This window comes from Marinomonas sp. MED121 (assembly GCF_000153025.1).
Taxonomy (GTDB): domain Bacteria; phylum Pseudomonadota; class Gammaproteobacteria; order Pseudomonadales; family Marinomonadaceae; genus Marinomonas.
In genome coordinates this window covers 982,535-1,001,015 of the sequence record NZ_CH672429.1, presented here as the reverse complement: position 1 = coordinate 1,001,015, position 18,481 = coordinate 982,535, and the positions used below count along the sequence as shown (strand labels likewise).

At 40.1% G+C, this 18,481-nt stretch carries 19 protein-coding genes; 10 read left to right on the top strand and 9 right to left on the bottom strand.

Going from position 1 to position 18,481, the window contains the following annotated elements:
• The first annotated feature begins 126 nt into the window (after positions 1-126).
• Complete coding sequence (gene serB / locus MED121_RS04580; protein WP_009832444.1) at positions 127-1,044, top strand: phosphoserine phosphatase SerB; 918 nt, start codon at positions 127-129, stop codon at positions 1,042-1,044.
• A 98-nt stretch (positions 1,045-1,142) separates the two neighbouring features.
• Positions 1,143-2,063 carry a LysR family transcriptional regulator gene (locus tag MED121_RS04575; RefSeq protein WP_009832443.1) on the top strand — a complete coding sequence of 307 codons (921 nt, stop codon included), beginning with the start codon at positions 1,143-1,145 and terminating at the stop codon, positions 2,061-2,063.
• 83 nt (positions 2,064-2,146) lie between these two features.
• Here the strand turns inward: MED121_RS04575 and MED121_RS04570 are convergent, their stop codons facing one another.
• The 4 genes from MED121_RS04570 to moaA all read right to left on the bottom strand — a co-directional run bounded on the left by MED121_RS04570 (position 2,147) and on the right by moaA (position 5,526).
• Positions 2,147-2,596: a hypothetical protein gene (locus MED121_RS04570; protein WP_009832442.1), complete on the bottom strand. Its 450-nt coding sequence runs from the start codon at positions 2,594-2,596 to the stop codon at positions 2,147-2,149.
• A 94-nt stretch (positions 2,597-2,690) separates the two neighbouring features.
• Positions 2,691-3,887 carry a molybdopterin molybdotransferase MoeA gene (locus MED121_RS04565; RefSeq protein WP_009832441.1) on the bottom strand — a complete coding sequence of 399 codons (1,197 nt, stop codon included), beginning with the start codon at positions 3,885-3,887 and terminating at the stop codon, positions 2,691-2,693.
• Positions 3,888-3,999: 112 nt separating this feature from the next.
• Positions 4,000-4,515 carry a molybdenum cofactor biosynthesis protein B gene (moaB, locus tag MED121_RS04560; RefSeq protein WP_009832440.1) on the bottom strand — a complete coding sequence of 172 codons (516 nt, stop codon included), beginning with the start codon at positions 4,513-4,515 and terminating at the stop codon, positions 4,000-4,002.
• Positions 4,516-4,530: 15 nt separating this feature from the next.
• Entirely contained in the window at positions 4,531-5,526 is a 996-nt protein-coding gene (moaA, locus tag MED121_RS04555) for a GTP 3',8-cyclase MoaA (protein ID WP_036178719.1), read from the bottom strand.
• Between the two features lie 201 nt (positions 5,527-5,727).
• Here moaA and MED121_RS04550 point away from each other — a divergent pair, with 201 nt between their 5' ends.
• Positions 5,728-6,585 carry an acyl-CoA thioesterase II gene (locus tag MED121_RS04550; protein ID WP_009832438.1) on the top strand — a complete coding sequence of 286 codons (858 nt, stop codon included), beginning with the start codon at positions 5,728-5,730 and terminating at the stop codon, positions 6,583-6,585.
• 7 nt (positions 6,586-6,592) lie between these two features.
• On the opposite strand, the gene queG is transcribed toward MED121_RS04550, so the two are convergent.
• Positions 6,593-7,681 (bottom strand): tRNA epoxyqueuosine(34) reductase QueG, encoded by a 1,089-nt coding sequence (queG, locus tag MED121_RS04545; RefSeq protein WP_009832437.1) that lies wholly within the window; start codon positions 7,679-7,681, stop codon positions 6,593-6,595.
• 87 nt (positions 7,682-7,768) lie between these two features.
• Positions 7,769-8,029, bottom strand: coding sequence for a hypothetical protein (locus MED121_RS04540; RefSeq protein ID WP_009832435.1), 261 nt, complete (start codon positions 8,027-8,029; stop codon positions 7,769-7,771).
• A gap of 419 nt (positions 8,030-8,448) precedes the next feature.
• Here MED121_RS04540 and MED121_RS04535 point away from each other — a divergent pair, with 419 nt between their 5' ends.
• The 3 genes from MED121_RS04535 to MED121_RS04525 all read left to right on the top strand — a co-directional run bounded on the left by MED121_RS04535 (position 8,449) and on the right by MED121_RS04525 (position 12,170).
• Complete coding sequence (locus tag MED121_RS04535) at positions 8,449-10,164, top strand: acetolactate synthase 3 large subunit (protein ID WP_009832434.1); 1,716 nt, start codon at positions 8,449-8,451, stop codon at positions 10,162-10,164.
• Position 10,165: 1 nt separating this feature from the next.
• Positions 10,166-10,657, top strand: a complete 492-nt coding sequence (gene ilvN, locus MED121_RS04530) for an acetolactate synthase small subunit (protein WP_009832433.1) — start codon at positions 10,166-10,168, stop codon at positions 10,655-10,657.
• Positions 10,658-10,859: 202 nt separating this feature from the next.
• Positions 10,860-12,170, top strand: coding sequence for a hypothetical protein (locus MED121_RS04525; RefSeq protein ID WP_036178716.1), 1,311 nt, complete (start codon positions 10,860-10,862; stop codon positions 12,168-12,170).
• Here the strand turns inward: MED121_RS04525 and ilvY are convergent.
• Positions 12,167-13,057 carry an HTH-type transcriptional activator IlvY gene (gene ilvY, locus MED121_RS04520; RefSeq protein ID WP_009832431.1) on the bottom strand — a complete coding sequence of 297 codons (891 nt, stop codon included), beginning with the start codon at positions 13,055-13,057 and terminating at the stop codon, positions 12,167-12,169. The two genes, MED121_RS04525 and ilvY, sit on opposite strands and share 4 nt — an antisense overlap.
• Positions 13,058-13,179: 122 nt before the next feature.
• On the opposite strand from ilvY, the gene MED121_RS04515 reads away from it, so the two are divergent.
• Positions 13,180-13,641, top strand: coding sequence for an Lrp/AsnC family transcriptional regulator (locus MED121_RS04515; RefSeq protein WP_009832430.1), 462 nt, complete (start codon positions 13,180-13,182; stop codon positions 13,639-13,641).
• Between the two features lie 115 nt (positions 13,642-13,756).
• Here MED121_RS04515 and MED121_RS04510 read toward each other — a convergent pair whose 3' ends face one another.
• Positions 13,757-14,650: a DMT family transporter gene (locus MED121_RS04510; RefSeq protein WP_009832429.1), complete on the bottom strand. Its 894-nt coding sequence runs from the start codon at positions 14,648-14,650 to the stop codon at positions 13,757-13,759.
• A gap of 292 nt (positions 14,651-14,942) precedes the next feature.
• Between MED121_RS04510 and MED121_RS04505 the strand changes: the two genes are divergently transcribed.
• The gene (locus tag MED121_RS04505) at positions 14,943-15,569 is read left to right on the top strand and encodes a LysE family translocator (protein ID WP_009832428.1); all 627 of its coding nucleotides are present in this window, start codon (positions 14,943-14,945) and stop codon (positions 15,567-15,569) included.
• A 131-nt stretch (positions 15,570-15,700) separates the two neighbouring features.
• Positions 15,701-16,444 (top strand): DUF1223 domain-containing protein, encoded by a 744-nt coding sequence (locus MED121_RS04500; RefSeq protein WP_009832427.1) that lies wholly within the window; start codon positions 15,701-15,703, stop codon positions 16,442-16,444.
• Between the two features lie 72 nt (positions 16,445-16,516).
• Here MED121_RS04500 and yjeH read toward each other — a convergent pair whose 3' ends face one another.
• On the bottom strand, positions 16,517-17,773 hold the full coding sequence (gene yjeH, locus MED121_RS04495) for an L-methionine/branched-chain amino acid transporter (RefSeq protein WP_009832426.1): 1,257 nt from the start codon (positions 17,771-17,773) through the stop codon (positions 16,517-16,519).
• Between the two features lie 219 nt (positions 17,774-17,992).
• On the opposite strand from yjeH, the gene MED121_RS04490 reads away from it, so the two are divergent.
• Positions 17,993-18,421 (top strand): Lrp/AsnC family transcriptional regulator, encoded by a 429-nt coding sequence (locus MED121_RS04490; protein WP_009832425.1) that lies wholly within the window; start codon positions 17,993-17,995, stop codon positions 18,419-18,421.
• Positions 18,422-18,481 lie beyond the last annotated feature (60 nt).

Here is an 18,481-nt window from a genome sequence, read left to right as displayed (position 1 = left end):
GTTTAGATTGTAATTATTATCAATATTAGTCTTTAAATGTGTATTTTGTATGGTGATTCAATAACTAGAGTATTTGAACTTGCTGGTATTTGTTATAGTTCACTTAATCTTGCTTGAGGAAAAACTATGTCTGCCAGTATTACCTTGTTAGGTGCTATTAACCAGTCCTGCATTGAACAATTAGAATCTTGGTTAACGGGGTTTAATAAACATGTTGAACGTCACTATCTTACTGATTCAAGTGATCCTGTTGCTGTTCAAAGGTGGATACTAAACAGCCCATTTAGCAAAAATCAAGAACAAATGGTGCGTACTCAGTTACTCGCATTTTCAAATCAAACATCGATTGACCATGTTTATCAAAATCGTTCTGTGGATATCAGTCGTCCTGGCTTAGCTGTCTTTGATATGGATTCTACCTTGATTAAAGCTGAGGTAATGGATGAGCTTGCTGTTGAGGCGGGTATTGGAGAAAAAATATCTGCTATTACAGCCAGCGCAATGCGTGGCGAAATTGATTTTACAGAAAGTTTTGTTCAGCGTTTATCATTACTTGAAGGTTTAAGCTGTGATGTCATGGATGGTGTATTTGATCGTATTCAATATATGGATGGTATTGAAAAAATGATGAAGGTGATAAATCATTTCAATTGGCATACAGCAATCCTCTCTGGCGGCTTCACTTTTTTTGCCGATAAAATTAAACATAAATATCACTTTAATGAAGTGCACGCCAATGTTCTCGAAATAAATGATAATCAGCTAACGGGGAAGCATTTAGGTCCTATTGTTGATGCCTCTCGTAAAAAATTCTTATTAGAAACTATCATGCGTGAGCAAGGCTTTGATCAATCTCAAACGATTGCTTGTGGAGATGGGGCTAATGATTTGTTGATGCTAAATACTGCCAACCTAGGGGTTGCATTGCATGCAAAACCTTTAGTGCGAGAGCAAGCGCCACACCCTGTAAATCAGCTAGGTTTAGATTGCATATTGTATCTGCTTGGCATGACATCATCTGAAATTAGACAAATAAATTTGTAATTCTAATTCAATAACTTGAATTGCATTGGCATATTGTGAATTTCTGATATGCTATAAATGATAAAACATAATCGAACTTATAATCGGGGGTTATTTCTTTGCAGGAAGTAAAATTATCAGAAATTGACTTAAACTTGCTTTATATATTGCAAGTTTTAATCGATGAGCTGAATGTCACAAAGGCTGCACAAAAGTTAAACGTGAGTCAGCCAGCGGTTAGTCGCTCTCTTGCTCGATTAAGGGAAGTCTTTAATGATCCTTTATTTGTTCGTACTTCTCATGGTTTATCGCCAACCGCTCGTACAGAAAATTTAGCGCCTTATTTAGTCGACATGCTAAAAGGGTTAGAAAGTTTAGTGCAGCCGCCTCAATTCAATCCAGCCTCTTCACAGCGTCGTTTTGTCTTATCCACTACTGACTTTGGTGCTTTGACCGTTTTACCTAAGATTCTCGATAGCTTTAGACAACAAGCCCCTAATGCTGTGCTTGATGTAAAGCATTGGCATGAAGGCACATCTTTTGAGTTGGATGTGAATGATATTGATGTGGCTGTAGCTGTTATTTCGAAAGAGCCACCCAGTAGTATTCGAGCTGTGCGTTTGGATACGGATGAAATGGTGTGTATTGCCAGAGCCGATCACCCTGAATTACAAGGTGATTTAACGCTAGATAAATATCTAAGCCTTCATCATGCACAAGTTGTTTTGGGTAAAAAAGAAAGAGCAGCGGTTGATAGAGTGCTTGATAAAATGGGTCATCAAAGACATGTTGCCATCGTATTGCCTAACTTTGTACCCGCAGTGAGAGTGGTATCAAGTAGCAATTTGTTGCTAACAGTCCCACGTCTGTTTGCGACAGATATTTTGACGACCTCTCCTGATCTTAAAATTTATAATTTACCTTTTGAAACTCGTACCTTTGATTACTCTATGATCTGGCATGATAGATATCAGTTTGATTTAGGTCATCAATGGTTACGAGGCATTATTAGAAATGCTTTTGTAAACGAGATGGGTTAAGAGATATTGAGCTTGTCGGTTAGATTCATAATGAGGACTGTCCTGTTTCCTTCTTATGAATCTAACCCGTGATTTTTACTGATTTAGTTAGTGCTCATTTTGGGTTTTGCGTCATTGGCTTTAAGCCTCGTTGTCCATTCTTTTGTTAATACTTCTACAAGGCTATAGCGCCTTAGTTCCATTGCTTGTTTAAGAATATTAAAATTTTCATCAAGATAATCGAATAATATATTTTCTCTAATCTCGACTAGCTTTCGCATCTGTTCGCCTTGTTCAAAGGTCACATCATTGTGCTCTAAAAGTGAATGTAACACATCGTCACGTATATCAACCTTGGTTTTATAGTGATGTTTTAATACGTATCTGGCAAGGTCCAGCATAGAAGCAACAAGCAACTGAAAAGAATGCTCAATCACCATTTTGTCATCATTAGATAAATTATTGAGAGAAGATTGCTTACGGTAGTTATCAAGCCGTTTGATCATTTGGTGCTGGTGTTGGTATAACGAATCTTCCCATTCGAGATTACGCATATTTTATCCTCATGAGATGGAATAAAGCTCAGCCTAGAAAAGTTTTTCATTTTTATAATCTAGTTCATAAACAGAGCTTATTCAAAAGAGGGGATTAAAAACTGCTAAAAGGGTAAAAATTATAAACTGTGTCTTCTTCTACTTTTATACCTGCTGGGATATGAAGGTAACCATCACTATGGCAAGCTGCGCTTAACGCGCCTGAACTTTGTTGTGGGTGGGCAATGGCTTTGCCGTTATAAATGGAGACGCGTAAAAACTCATCACGCTTAATTGCATTTTTTCGACTAAACCCAGATGCTATTTGATAGCCTTGAATAGCTTTAACTTTTCGTCCAGCGCTCACTGCTAACGCTATACTAGCGAACCAATGGAAGGTAACGAGAGTTGAGCTTGGATTGCCCGGTAGACCAATAAAAGGCGTATTGAAAACCTGACCATGTACTAAAGGTTTGCCTGGCTTAATTGCAATTTTCCATAAGAAAAGCTCACCATTGGCTTCAATCACATTTTTGACATGATCTTCTTCACCGACAGAGACACCTCCAGAAGAAAGAATAATGTCGCAGTGAACCGCCATCTTAGCCAAAATAGTTTCTGTTTCGTCGTGATTATCACTCGCATGTTGATAACTTGCGACCTTATAGCCTAACTTTTCCACTAACGCCTGTAGCATAGGCCCATTGCTGTTATATATTTGGCCCTTTTCCAGTGGGCTTCCTGCGCTAATTAGTTCATCGCCTGTGGTTAGAATTCCCACCTTAAGACAGGAAAATACCTTAATCTGATTTATGCCTAAGCTTGCGATAATGCCTAAGTGTTGTGCTTCTAAACGTAAACCTTTAGACAGTACTTGAGCGCCTTTTTTGACATCTTGTCCTTGTGGACGAATATTCTCATTTTGTATTGGGGTATTTTGAAAGCTGACGCCATTTTCTTCTACAGTTGCATTTTCCTGCATAATAACGAGGTCTGCATTTTCAGGAACTTCTGCTCCGGTAAAAATACGTGCAACGGTATTTTCTTTTAATGTGAGCGGTGCCTGTCCTGCAGGAATGCGCTGGCTCACCTCAAAAATCTTCCCTTCTTGAAAATCTTCAAAGCGCATGGTGTAACCATCCATCGCACTATTTGCAGCTGGTGGAATATCGATATCAGCAAAGACATCTTGTGCGAGCACTCTTCCTAATGACTGATTTAATTCAATGGTTTCTGCTTTCACTAAACACTTACTTTTAGCTTCTATTTCAACAAGTGCTTGGGTAAATGGAAGTAGAGGAGAGCTTGACATACGAGACCTTAAAGAGTGAGTAACGAGTGATGTTTATCAAGATAAAAAAAGCTAGCCTCTTATGTTTGATGAGGCCAGCTTTAATGTAAAAACGCTTTTGTTAAAATGGGTTTTATTTACCAAGGAGCATTTCGACAAAATTACAAGGGCGAGTTCGCGCATCAAGTTGTGACTCAATGATTTTAAACCAAGCTGTCTTACATGCCCCTGTCGAACCAGGAAGACAAAATACTAAGGTTCGGTTAGCAATACCCGCAGCAGCTCTTGATTGAATCGTTGATGTGCCAATTTCTTCATAGGACACTTGTCTAAAGAGTTCACCAAAGCCTTCAACATGCATATCAAAAAGAGGTTTCAGTGCTTCTGGCGTACTATCTCTTGAATGGAATCCTGTGCCACCGGTAATAAGAACAACATTGATATTTTTATCTGCAATCCAATTTGATACCGCTGCGCGCATATCATATATGTCATCTTTGACTAAAGATCTTTGAACCAGGTTGTGACCCGCTTCTGTAAGAGCAGAAATCAGGGCGTCACCTGATGTATCTTCTGCAATGGATCGAGTATCTGAAACGGTAAGTACATTGATATTTAATGCTTTAAAAGGTTTTTCTGTTTTACTCATTGTTTGCCTTCTTAATTAACCGCCAGTCGCGCTCATAAAGCGTAGAATTTGCGGTTCTTCATCTAAATTAAAATAATGCTTTTCAGGTTTTAATGCTAAGGCCTTAATAATCGCATCATCTAGGGTAAGCCCGTCTTGATTTATCTTACGAATATATGGTTTTAGATCCAGAGAGTGTTCATTACCAAGACATAGTAGCAATCTGCCTTCCACTGTCATGCGAATCCGGTTACAGCTTGAGCAGAAATTATGACTATGGGGCGAAATGACACCAATACGTCCATTTTCGCCGTTAACTTTATAATACTGAGTTGGGCCAGGTGTTGTCGCTGAGCTTTTACTAAGCTGATAATGCTTGCTTAATAATGCGATGACATCATCGCTGGACATATAAGACTCGGCTCTATCATGGGCGGTAATCGCCCCCAATGGCATCTCTTCTATGTAGCTAATGTCCATATTATGCGCGAGCGCAAATTGTGCCAAGGGTAAGATCTGATCATCGTTTTGGTTCTTCATGATGACGCTATTAATTTTGCAACGATTAAAAGGAAGCGCAGCAATGCTTTCTATCCCTTCTACGACTTGTCTAAACTTATTACGACGAGTGAGACGATTAAACTCTTCTTCAATCATGGTATCTAGACTGACATTCAGTCTAGATACACCAGCATCATATAGTGACTGGCCGAGTTTTTTGAGCATTGATCCATTGGTTGTAATGGTGAGTTCTTCAAGCCCTGGTGTGCTCGCTATTTGCTCTAAAGCCCAAAGGATATTTTTGCGAACTAAGGGTTCACCCCCAGTAATGCGGATACGCTTAGTGCCCATTCTAATAAAGGTGCGGGCAGTATCAACAATCTCTTCCAAGGATAAGATATGGTCTTTGGGCAGAAAAGTGACATCTTCGTCCATACAATAGGTGCAGCGAAAATCGCAGCGGTCAGTAACGGATATACGAAGATAATCTATGCGTCTTCCAAATGGATCGACTAGGGATGACTCAGACAAAAAAACACCTCACAGAGTTAGCCTGTCAATAAAACCAAAAATTACTCAAATAAGCAAAGTTAACAGAATAAATAGTTTTCATTATTCATGCGTAATTTGCTATTAGTTTGATTTATGACATAAGCTTTAACCATATGATAAAACTCAAGTTATTAATTTATATAAGTGTTTCCTAAAATTGTGAATGGGAGTTGAAAAAAATTGCAAAATGTCGTGAATGACCTGATTGATGTCCTTAAATTAGAACAGCAATCAGAAACCCATTTTATTGGCCGCAGCAAGGATCTGGGCTTTCCTAAAGTATTCGGAGGACAAGTCATAGGACAAGGCTTGTCAGCGGCTTCTCAAACAGTTGAAAATCGACAGCCTCATTCTTTGCATGCTTATTTTCTGCGCCCAGGAGATGCTTCACATCCAATTGATTATGAGGTAGAAGTCATTCGTGATGGTGGTAGCTTCAGTATGCGTCGTGTTGTTGCCAGTCAGTTTGGAAAGCAAATCTTGAATATGTCTATTTCATTTCATCAAGATGAAGCCGGATTTGAGCACCAAGATGTGATGCCAAGTGTCCCAGGCCCAGAGCATTTTGAATCCGAACTGGACTTATATCGTGCTCATGCGAGTGAAATTCCAGATAAAATCAGAGACCTATTCATCGCTGATCGGCCTATTGAATGTCGGGTGGTGGAAAATCAAAACCCTTTTAGGCCAAGGCACGGTATGGCGAAACGGCACATGTGGATAAAAAGCGTGGCTCCTTTGCCTGATAATCAATTAATTCATCAGTCCATGTTGGCTTATACCAGTGATTATGGCTTTCTGGAAACGGCGTTAATGCCCCATGGTGTCTCAATTGGCAATCGTTATCTTAATATTGCCAGTTTAGATCATGCCATTTGGTTTCATCGACCCTTTAAATTAGATGATTGGTTGCTTTACGTGGCAGATAGTCCATTTGCTGGTGGCGCGAGAGGGTTTGTAAGAGGCCAGATATTTAATCAATCCGGTGAGCTAGTTGCCTCCACCGTTCAAGAAGGGCTGATTCGTTATTTAAAATAGTCTGTGACTAGATGAGTTTAGGTTTGAGGGCATGTTGAGCTAAGGCCCATTCAATATGTTCTTTAACCAGCTCTGACTCTTCATTTTGCCGGCTTTTAAGGGCCTTGATGATATCGTCACTATAAGGTGCGTTGCCAAGGGCGACTGCGATATTTCTGAGCCAATTCTCATAACCTGTTCGTCTAATTGGCGAGCCCTCTGTTTTTTTCAAAAACTCTTCTTCTTGCCATAAGAATAGATTAGTGAGCTCTTCTTTATCGAGCTGGTGTCTTGGTTGAAAATCTTGCTCTTGGGTATATTTCGCAAACTTTGTCCATGGGCAAACCAGTTGACAGTCGTCGCAACCAAAAATACGGTTACCCATCTTACTTCTAAGTTCTACTGGAATTGGCCCATCATGCTCTATGGTGAGGTAGGAAATACATTTATTAGCATCTAAAACCCAAGGTTCAACAAAGGCATCGGTAGGGCAGAGATCAAGACAAGAGGTACAGCTACCGCAGTGTCTACTTGGGGTCGGCTTATCTAACGGTAAAGGGAGGTTGGTAAATATTTCACCTAATAAAAACCAACTGCCGGCTTTGGGGGTAAGTAATAAGGTATTTTTGCCTATCCAACCTAGTCCAGCATTTTCAGCGATTTGTCTTTCTAGTACTGGTGCACTATCAACAAAGGCACGATAACCATGATCACCCACTTCTGCCTGAATTTTTTTAGCAAGTTGGGTCAAACGTTTGCGAATAAGTTTGTGATAATCACGGCCTAAGGCATAGCGAGCAATATAGGCTTTGTTTTTAGTTTGCAGGCGTTTTACTGTCTCCACTGATTGTGGCAGATAATGCATGCGTAAAGCGATAATACGTCTGGTGCCTGGATGAAGCTGTTCTGGATGAAAGCGCATGTCCCCATGATTCGCAAGATAGTCCATGCTAGCGTTATAACCGGCATCAATCCAAGCCTGATACTCTTCTTTGTGCTGGCTGTAATCAATGTCAGTAATTTTTGCTTCCGCAAAACCAAATTCAACCGCCCAATCTTTAATTTTTTGGGCGAGTGAACTTAGTTCAGCAGCATTGAGATGGCTAATGTCTGACATGGTTTAGTCTGGTGTCTTGCTATAAAAAATGAGGAGCATTTTTAAAGGCATTGAACATAGTTTTGCCATGCCTTTAAAAAAAGAAACTTAATAAAGGTTTGAATCGCCTTTAACCACTTCAATTAATAAGTTGATGAACATGCGATCCGCATCAGTATGTTCGTCAGTAATCTTAAGAGTAGTTTGGCTCGAAACTTCTTGCGCTATGATATTATAAGCGTCTGGCTCATTGATGTGTTCTTTCGCTATACGAACTAGCTCACCTGCTAGTTCAGGTTCCATGATCATCTTTCTAAAACAGCGTAGAAATTCATCAATAATTCGTTGTTGATTTAGTTCGCTTGCCATAGTTTTAAAACTCCTATTATTCAAATGAGCCTATGACACCACGAAGTGCAGATAAGGGCAAGTATCTTAGTAAATGTTGCTTGACACCAAAGGGCAGAAATAGGCAGAATAAGGCATATTTTTAGCGACTATCCCAGCTAAGAAGTCATATTTAGGCCAACAGCCTATCCCAATCATATGCTTGACATATGAATGCACACAAAAATGTAAAGTGGTCCAAGTAAAAGCTTTATATTTCTCCTCGCGAAAAACGCGGGCAGTGTTATTACTGCGATTTGTTGCGTTTAAAGGCACCTTTTTAAAGGTTACTGCATAAGCTTTGCAAACTTCGTTTAATCAATATTTATCTAGCTATGATATATGGGTACAATGTGTGCCATAAAAAACTAGCAGTAAAACGAATAATAGAGGGTAAAAAGGTGGAATTATTATCCGGTGGTGAAATGATCGCCCGCTTTCTTAAAGATGAGGGCGTAGAATATATTTATGGGTATCCAGGCGGGGCAGCCTTGCATATCTATGACGCATTACATCGCCAAAATGATGTTAAACATATTCTTGTTCGTCATGAACAAGCAGCAACTCACATGGCTGATGGTTATGCACGTGCAACCGGTAAAGCGGGTACTGTGCTGGTAACCTCTGGTCCTGGTGCAACTAATACCATTACAGGTATCGCAACTGCTTATATGGATTCTATTCCTATGGTAGTTATCTGTGGTCAGGTAATGAGTTACTTGATTGGTGAAGATGCGTTTCAAGAAACCGATATGATTGGTGTTTGTCGCCCAATCGTTAAACATAGTTTCTCTGTGAAGCATGCTTCTGAGATCCCTGAGATCCTTAAAAAAGCATACTACATAGCGTCTTCTGGCCGTCCTGGTCCTGTTGTGGTTGATATCCCTAAAGATATGACTGTGCCAAATGAAAAGTTTGAGTACAAATATCCGGAAACAGTTTCTTTGCGCTCTTATGTGCCGCCAACAAAAGGCCATAGTGGCCAGATTAAAAAAGCGGTTGATTTGATGCTATCGGCTAAACGCCCGGTTATTTATGCTGGTGGCGGCGTAATTTTAGGCGGTGCTTCAGAACTACTTGTTAAATTGGGTAAAGCTTTAAACTTCCCTGTTACTAATACCCTAATGGGCTTAGGTGGTTATCCAGCAACCGATCGCCAATCGATTGGCATGCTTGGTATGCATGGTAGCTATGAAGCGAACATGACAATGCATCACAGCGATTTGATTCTTGCTGTGGGCGCACGTTTCGATGACAGGGTAACCAATGATCCAGATAAGTTTTGCCCAGGCGCAAAAATTATCCATATCGATATAGACCCGGCTGCTATTTCAAAAACAATTCGTGCTGATGTGCCGATTGTTGGGCCAGTTAGGCAAGTTTTATCAGAGATGCTGGGCTTGGTGGAACAGTCTAAGAAAGCTGAAAATGCAGGCATTGAGGGCTGGTGGAAGCAAATTGAAGAGTGGCGTAAAGTTCACGGTGGTAAATATGATACGACCAGTGAAAAAATTAAACCACAAGCGGCAATTGAAGCTTGCTGGAGAGCGACCAAAGGGGATGCTTTTGTTGCATCTGATGTAGGTCAGCACCAGATGTTTGCTGCTCAATATTATAAATTTGATAAACCAAATCGCTGGGTTAACTCAGGTGGCCTTGGCACTATGGGCTTTGGTTTACCAGCAGCAATGGGGATCAAACTAAACTTCCCTCAAGAAGAAGTTGTCTGTGTAACAGGTGAAGGCAGTATTCAAATGAATATTCAAGAGCTTTCTACCTGCTTGCAATATGGATTACCAGTAAAAATCCTTTGTTTGAACAATGGTTATCTTGGCATGGTACGCCAATGGCAGGATATGAACTACGAAGGTCGTCACTCTAGTTCTTATCTTGACTCTTTACCGGACTTTGAAGCTTTGCTAAAAGCCTATCGTCATCAGTATGTTGAAATTAATACAAAAGATGAACTTGATGAAAAAATGGCTGAAGCTTTTGCTATGAAAGATCAGTTGGTATTTATCAACTGTTATGTTGACCCTGAAGAGCATGTTTATCCAATGCAGGTACCTCGTGGTTCCATGCGTGATATGTTATTGAGCAAGACGGAGCGTACCTAATATGCGACACATTATCTCTGTATTGATGGAAAACGAACCAGGTGCCTTGTCTCGCGTAGTTGGCTTATTTTCTCAAAGAAATTTTAATATCGAATCCCTGAACGTTGCGGCAACCGATGATCCGACATTATCTCGTTTGACGCTAACAACATTTGGTTCTGATCAAGTTGTTGAGCAAATCACTAAACAGCTTAATAAACTGATTGATGTAGTTAAATTGGTTGACCTAACAGAAGGCCAACACATCGAGCGTGAATTAATGTTAGTGAAAGTGCGTGCGACAGGTGCTCAGCGTGCTGAGATTAAGCGTACTGTTGATATTTTCCGTGGCAATATTGTGGATATGACACCTTCTATCTACACGGTTCAGATTGTTGGTGAATCAGATAAACTTGATGGCTTTTTACAGTCATTAGGTGCCGTTCATTTACTTGAAGTCGTTAGAACAGGTGTTTCAGGTATTGCTCGCGGTGAAAAAGTGTTAAGTATTTAGTTGATTCAATAGGCTGGTTTTTATTGATTAGCCATATTTGATTAAACTGAATTGAGTTACAAAAAGGCCACATAATTGTGGCCTTTTTTTCGTATGGAGCTTCAATTTTTAACTATCCTATAAATTCATTTTATAAATTGGCGTGCTATCTTGTTAGTAATCCAATAAGGTCATGATGTCGAATGGCATTCAAAGGAGTGATATGGAGCAGGCTGATCGGATGTCTAAGGAGTATGCTGCCAAACTCGAATCGATTGAATCTAAAAATGGCGCTCTCGCATCTCAGGATATTCTTAATAAAGAGGGTGCCGTATTAGTTAAGGCAAATACCGAACTGAATGCCGCTCGCCTAAATAAAATTCGACAGCATGCATTAGAGAAGCCTTTAGAGTTCAGCATCAAGATGCAAAACTCATTAGCACGTAATGAAATTTATCAACAGATGCTTGATGTGGTGACTTCTAATTCTCTCTTGAACGGGCTTCATGAACAGCTTCATAATGAAGAAGATTTAACCGATATGTGCGGTTTTTTCACTCAATATCCTACCTTAGTTCAACTTATTACCGTTTATTCTCAGATCTACCCAGGCAAGATGAAGAAGTTTCTCTTGTTAGCTTGGGGAGCTTGGTTAATTGCCAGAAGCACACAAGAAACTCAAATGACAAAGCGTGCTGTATTTACCGCATGTTTGTTTTTAGATATTGGACGTTTATTTATAAGTAATGGCAGTGGCTCTAACGACTCTATTTTATCGTTAAGCCATCAGGTTTTGGGAAAAGTTAACGGTTTACCCAATACCATAGTGCGATCTATCTCGAATATGAAAATATATCCGACGAGCTTGGGATTATTAAAAAGAGAAGATATGCTAGATGTTGCGCACGAAGATCAAATTATTTGGTTAAGTCGCTTTGTTCAGGTGGGGATGAGCGATAAGTTTGCTTTCAATGTTGGCCCGTTAGACTTTTTACCTGTATTAAAGCTGTATTCCTCCCACTACTTTCCTCGATATTCTAAAGTTTTAATCGATAAAATTGTGTCTGCCCAATTAGATCATGTGATTTCTGATGAAAAGAATTTACTTGAGAACCTTCGAAAATTGCTGATCAATCATGTGGTATTAACGGAATGGATGGATTTGTTTGAAAAAGTAGAAACTCAACTAAAGCTTGGCTCAAAGCGCTTACCTTTGAGGTTTCGACAGAAGGCAGAACAAGTATTATTTATTGTATCCAGTACAGGCTTATTGAGTGAATCGCTTGCTCGTTGGATGTCTCATGTGGAGGAAATGCAGCTTTCTGACGCTGCTGCTGAAGTAAGAGAATACTTTATTTTCCAACAAGAACTTGCCAGGCAGCTCTCTCAATATGTATCCATGTCTGGTTTTCTCATAAGCCGTATTCAAGATATCGAAAAAAAGAAACCCCTCCTGCTACTACATAAAGATTTCCATAAATTAGCTTCGCGTTTTAACTACAATTTTCTTGAAGATGAGAGTATCGCCTCTTAGCGATTGATTTGTTGCCAAAAGGCCTTAATGATAGGGGTGGCTAAATTCTTCTTTAAGGTAAATAAGCCCACATCATAAGCCTCTAACTCGGGTTGCAGGTCCATAATACTCACCTTGTCAATCAAGGGGCTATTATCAATAACGATCTTGGGAACGACACCAATACCAAATCCTAATGAAACCATGCTGACAATCGCTTCATTGCCTGAGACTTGGGCATAGATCTTAGGTCTTGAATTTCGTTGCCTAAACCATTGATCTACCCGTGACCGAGAAATACCTTCTTCCGATAAAATCATAGGAACAGTATTCCAATCAATCTTTTGATCGTTCTGGTTTGATATCCCTAAGGATTTTGCTGCGTTTGCATCATTGGGGGCAATGAAGACCAAAGGTGATATGGCAATGCGTTTAAAGGCCATACTAGAAGGGAGGTTGTTAGGTCGTGCTGCAATGGCTATATCTTCATGTCCTTCCATCACACGAGCAAGTGCAGGTGCTGGATCGCCTGTGTGTAACTTCATTTCTATCTTAGGGTGTAAGCCGCGAAACTCACTTAAAATATCATAGAGGAAGCTATAGCTGGCAGTGACTGAGCAGTAGAGGCTAATTTCGCCTACAAGTTGCTCTCCGCTCGTGGTTAAAGAGCGTTTAAAATTGCGCCATTGGGATAAGCTTTCAATTGCATATTGGTTAAAGCGTTCGCCTTCAGTGGTGAGTTGCACTGAACGGTTATCGCGATTAAATAAAATGTGACCAATTTCATTTTCTATCTGTTTTATATGGCGGCTCAATGTTGATGGGCTCATATGAAAGGCTTCACTGGTTCGACCAAAGTGTAGGGTTTGCGCCAAATGAGAGAAAAGTTGCAATGATTTGGTGTCCATGGGAAAACCTTTTTAATAAACCGATAAAAATACTAATGATTTTCTTTTATAAAATGCAATAATAGCAAATAAATATATCATTTATTGCAATATGCTTTATAGGGTTTAAAGGTTTCGTTTTGATGGATAGAATTAATCAAAAACTGATTTTTGCTTTAACAGAAAATGCCCGAATGTCTTTTTCTGAATTAGGTAAGAGGGTTCACTTGTCAGCACCTGCTGTGGCGGAGCGAATTCGAAAATTAGAAGAGACAGGTGTCATTACAGGTTATCGGCCAACCCTTAATTTAGAAAAGATGGGGATTCCGATTACCGCCTTAATTGGTTGTGAAGTGCATCATGCAAAGGAAAAAGAATTTAAGGTATTAGTAAGTACATTAGATGAGGTTATTGAAAGTCAGAATCTGACAGGGCCTTATGCTTTTATACTTAAGGTAGGCGTTGCTTCTATGTCTGCTTTGGATGATTTATTAAATCGGCTCATCGATTTAAGTGATACCCACACCATGATGATTCTATCTACCCCAATCAAAAGGGAGTTGCCAAGGCAATTGAACCTCTTTAATAATGAGTTAGAAGGCTGAGGGTAATAAACAAACATGTTTACTAGGTAAAAAAAAAGCCCAGTAATCTTAACTGGGCCAAAAGGGTAATCTGTAACGCACGGGGGCTCTTCACTAGGTTTGAATGCAAACGCCCTTAAGTAGACTGGGTTGTGTGTGTGTTAATTGTTTCTTCTTTACTTTCCTTAGTCGGCCATTGGCTAATCAACATCCCGGTTAAAATTAGGCCACATCCCACATAAGCATCTAGGCTTAGCACCTCATCCATAAAGAACCAGCCAGCGATGACAGCAAATACTGCTTCCGTCGAAAGAATTAGGGCACTAGCGCTGGGAGATACATTTCTTTGTCCTAAAATCTGTAAAGTACAGGCAATACCGGAGGCTGCGATGCCCGCATAAGCAATGGGTATCCAAGCAAGATAAAAGTTTTCAAGCTTTGGCGTCTCCCAAATAAAGGCGGCTGCAATTGCTAACACTGCGGCCACACAAAATTGAGTAATCGCAAAAGGAATCGCGGGTAAACGCTTTGATAGATAGCCTATAACAAGTACATGGGATGCCCAGAAAAATGAACCTGCAAGTTCGAGCGCGTCACCATAGTTAATGGTTAGGTTAGGGCCTATGGTTAGGTTATATAAGCCCACAATAGCGAAGGTAATGCCTATCCAAGTCTTACGCGCGGTTTTTTGCCCGAATGCCATACCAATAATAGGGACAAGTACAATATAAACACTGGTGATGAAGCCCGCGTTTCCGGCCGTGGTATAAAGTAAGCCTGTTTGCTGGAAGGTGAAACCAGCAAACATAAATACGCCGCCAATAAGCCCGCCCAATAAGAGCTGTGGAAATTGGTAGTTCTGCTTGCTAGGGAATAAAAAGAGTAAAGGAATCAGAGATATAGCTGCAAGTATAAAGCGTGCAGCATTAAAACTATGGGGTTCGAGCGAGTCCATACCTGCACTTTGGGCAACAAAACCTGCGCCCCAAATAATTGCGGTTAACCATAACATGATGTGTGCAATGCTCATAAATCCTCACTCGATAACGATTAGCTTGTCTAAATAAAAGTCGATATAAACAAACTATTTTTGATGTCTTATTAAGTGCAGAAGTTTGAGCTAGTAGCGGTTTTTTCTCCAGACAATTACTAATCATTTAATGCTATAAAACTTTAAAAAACACAGTAAATTTGAAGTGTAACTTACGATTTAAAAGTTTGATTAATTCCTTGTAGCTGTTAGGGAATTATTTGATAATTGCGTGAAAAATGACCTCCATTAAATAGTGTCAAAATCTGGTGAAAATTAAGTAGGTAAAATTATGACATTTGTCGATTGGCTAACCATAGCGCCAATATTTATGCTGTTATCCCTAGGCCCTGGTCCTAACAATTTTATGGCCATGTCTAATGGCATTAACCAAGGGCCTGTTGCAGCTTTAGTCGGAACTATTGGGCGTAACTTTGCTTTTGGTTTGTTAATGCTAGTGTCTGCATTAGGTTTAGGGGCTGTCATTGTGTCTTCGAGTCTATTGTTTAATGTCGTTAAATGGGCGGGTGTTTGTTACTTGCTTTATATGGGAATAAAGACATGGCGTAATGCGGCCCAAGGGATTGATACAGGAGAGGCGGTTCTAGTCAAACAAGTCTCTTATGTCGCTCTCATTCGCCAAGAGTTTATTGTGGCTATTAGTAACCCCAAAGCCATTCTGATTTTTACCGCGGTGTTTCCTCAAATGCTAAACCTTGATAAACCCGTCATGATTCAGTTTTTGATTATGGGTATGACTTTTATCGTGACAGAATTTATTGCCTCTTATATCTATGCGGTAGCGGGTAATCAAATTAAGCGTTTTATAAAAAGTTCAAAAGGTGTTATTCGCTTAAACCGTTCTATGGGGGCGGTTTTTGTGGCAGCGAGCGCGGTGCTAGCCAGCGCTTCTCGATAATCTAAACTAAAACGACGATTTAAAACCAAATGAACTAAATTCGGTTTCACTCCTCATATTACTTATATATCACTCTTAGGCTGGTAAATAGCTAATAGGGTACTTATAAAAATATGTAAAGGTATGAGGATATGAAGCCGTATTTTACTTTTCCTGCTATCACTCTTTGTTTTCTGCTAACCAGTAATCTTTTTGCGCAAACCTTTGCAACAGACTCGAGCGCGCCAACAATCATTGAGCTTTACACCTCAGAAGGCTGCAGCTCTTGTCCCCCTGCCGATAGTTTTTTGTCACAACTAGCCATTAAGCATGATCCTTTCGAAAGCGTTATTCCTTTGGCATATCATGTAGATTATTGGAATTATATCGGGTGGGAGGATAGATTTTCTCGTGCTGAATACAGTAATCGGCAAAGGCGACATGTACAAGAAGGTAATACTAGCCAAGTCTATACCCCAGGCTTTGTGGTGAATAATAAAGAGTGGCGAGCATGGTTTCGAGGCGCGAGAGAGATACCTCGAAATGAAGGCATTGCTGGACAATTATCAGCCCAGCTAACAGACGGTTTTTTAGATGCTAACTATAGCGGCCATCCTGAAATTAAGGGGCCTTACTTGCTTAATGTCGCTTATCTTGGGATGGGGATTAGCACTCAAGTTAAAGCGGGCGAGAATAAAAATAGAAAGCTAAAGCATGATTATGTTGTTCTAGATAGCTTTAGTCTTATTAGTCAAAGTAACCAGTGGCAGATAAAGCTAGATAAACCACCTGAAAAAGGTCAACAAAAGACGGGGATTGCGATTTGGGTAAGTTCAGTAAATTCGTTAGATGTATTGCAAGCTGATGCCGCGTTACTAGATGAAGACGCTTTTTAAGGATATAAATTAAAAAGGCCTGATCTCAAGATTAACAAAATCAGGCCTTTGTGTTTGTTGTAACCTGTGGCTTTAGGCAGTGGCTTTTTTGGGGCTTTTTAAGCAAGAGAAAAGATAAGCAGAACCTAGCATGACAAAGGCAAAAAGCATGCTTTCACCAATTTGTACCGCAATAAAGGTACAAGCCAACAGTGCTGGTATTGCTAAATAGCGAATTTTGCCTTTTAAAAGGTGCCAAGCTGCTAAAGATGCAAGCGTGTAAACGGTTAAGAATGAACCGTTTGTCATCTCGATTAACCACTCCATTTTCAGGTTAAAACTCTCTCCTAAAATAAGGGATGCTGCACACACCAAGTTAACGAGAATAATCGCATTGCTAGGCGAACCAAAACGGTTCAGTTTACCTAAAGAAGCAGGTAACGCTTTATTTTCTGACATAGCTTGTACCATGCGCCCAAAGCCAAGTAGATAGATGCTGACATTGGCAAATGAAATTACAAAAGCGCCAAATGATACCCAACGACTCGCGTTCTCGCCGGCAATACTGGATACCAAGACAGCGATAGATTGATTGTTAGTTTGCTCATCACCATAGCTTGAAGACGCGAAAATTAAAAAGACAACAGTTAGGTAGCAGATAATCACAACACTGATACCTGCAATCATAGCAATGGGGAAGTCCCTAGCCGGGTTTTTAAACTCGCCACCTAAATGCGCCATCACTTCAATGCCTAAGAAGCACCAAAAAACGACGCTAATTGCACTAAACGTTTGCTGCCACTCATTCGCTGTAACTGGGGCTTGTGTGAGTTGCACTGCACTAAAAATATCCCCTTTTATGGCAAGCCAAACAATGGCAATTAACATGAGTACCACAATGCCTGTTTGGGTTCTGGCTGATGTTTGAATACCTGCTAAACCAAAGCCTAAAAATAAGATAAAGATCAGTATGTATAAATAGATGAACATGCTTTGATCAAAGCCTAAAAAGGCAGCAAGGTAATTAGCGGTGATTTTAATGGCAACCGCTGGGCCCACAATAAGGATAGATAAGAATAACCAGCCGACTGCATCTTGTAAGGGTTTACTAAACGCTTGGCCTATATAGTGCGATGCTCCGCCTGCATGGGGAAGTCTTGCTCCTAACATGGCAAAAATAATAGCGATCGGCATGATAATAAGCGCGGTGAAAATCCAACTAAAGGCCGTTTGTTCATGCGCTATGCTGACAGATAGTGCGGGTAGTACCATCAGACCTGTACCAACAAATGTGGTCACTGTCATGGCAATGCCTTGCAGTGGGCCTATTCCTTTTGTGTTTGTGCTCATTCTTTTTCTCTTTAATGTCAATCGCAAAAATTGTGAGTTAATTCAAAATAAATTGATGTGTGATTCAATTGAGACAGGATAGAATGAATCGATTCAGTATACAGCTAGCAAAATAGGTTATTTCGCCGTTAAATTGCTGGTATTACCGTCATTTTGTCTGAAACTTTTTTTGAAGCAAATTGATGGCTTGTAATAAGACTATGACGATAAGGAACTTGAGTGAAATTAGATAGCTTCGATCAAAAGATTCTCGCCCTCTTGGTGGAGGATGCACGTTTATCTATTTCTGATATTGCCCGCCAGGTAAATTTATCTCGCTCGGCGGTGACGGATCGCATTAAACGATTGGAAGAAAGCCAAACCATTACAGGTTATCATGCCAAGCTGAATCAAGATGATGACACCCAAGTGGCTGCTTATTTCTCAGTGACCTTTAGCCCCTTGTGTTGTGAAGTGATAGCCGGGTTAATGCAAGATATTCCTGAAATTAAACAAGCCCATAGTATCAGTGGTGATGTGGATTTAATTGTCTTTGCACAAGCGGCGAATATGACACGCTTAAGTGAAATTCGAGAAATGATGGATGCTTGGCCAAATGTTCAACGCATCGTGACCCATACGGTGTTGGTAGATAGAGTCTCGCGCTAAGCTTGGATTGAAGCGATATTGCTAGTCTTGCATTAGCGAATACTAAAAAGCCCATTTTAC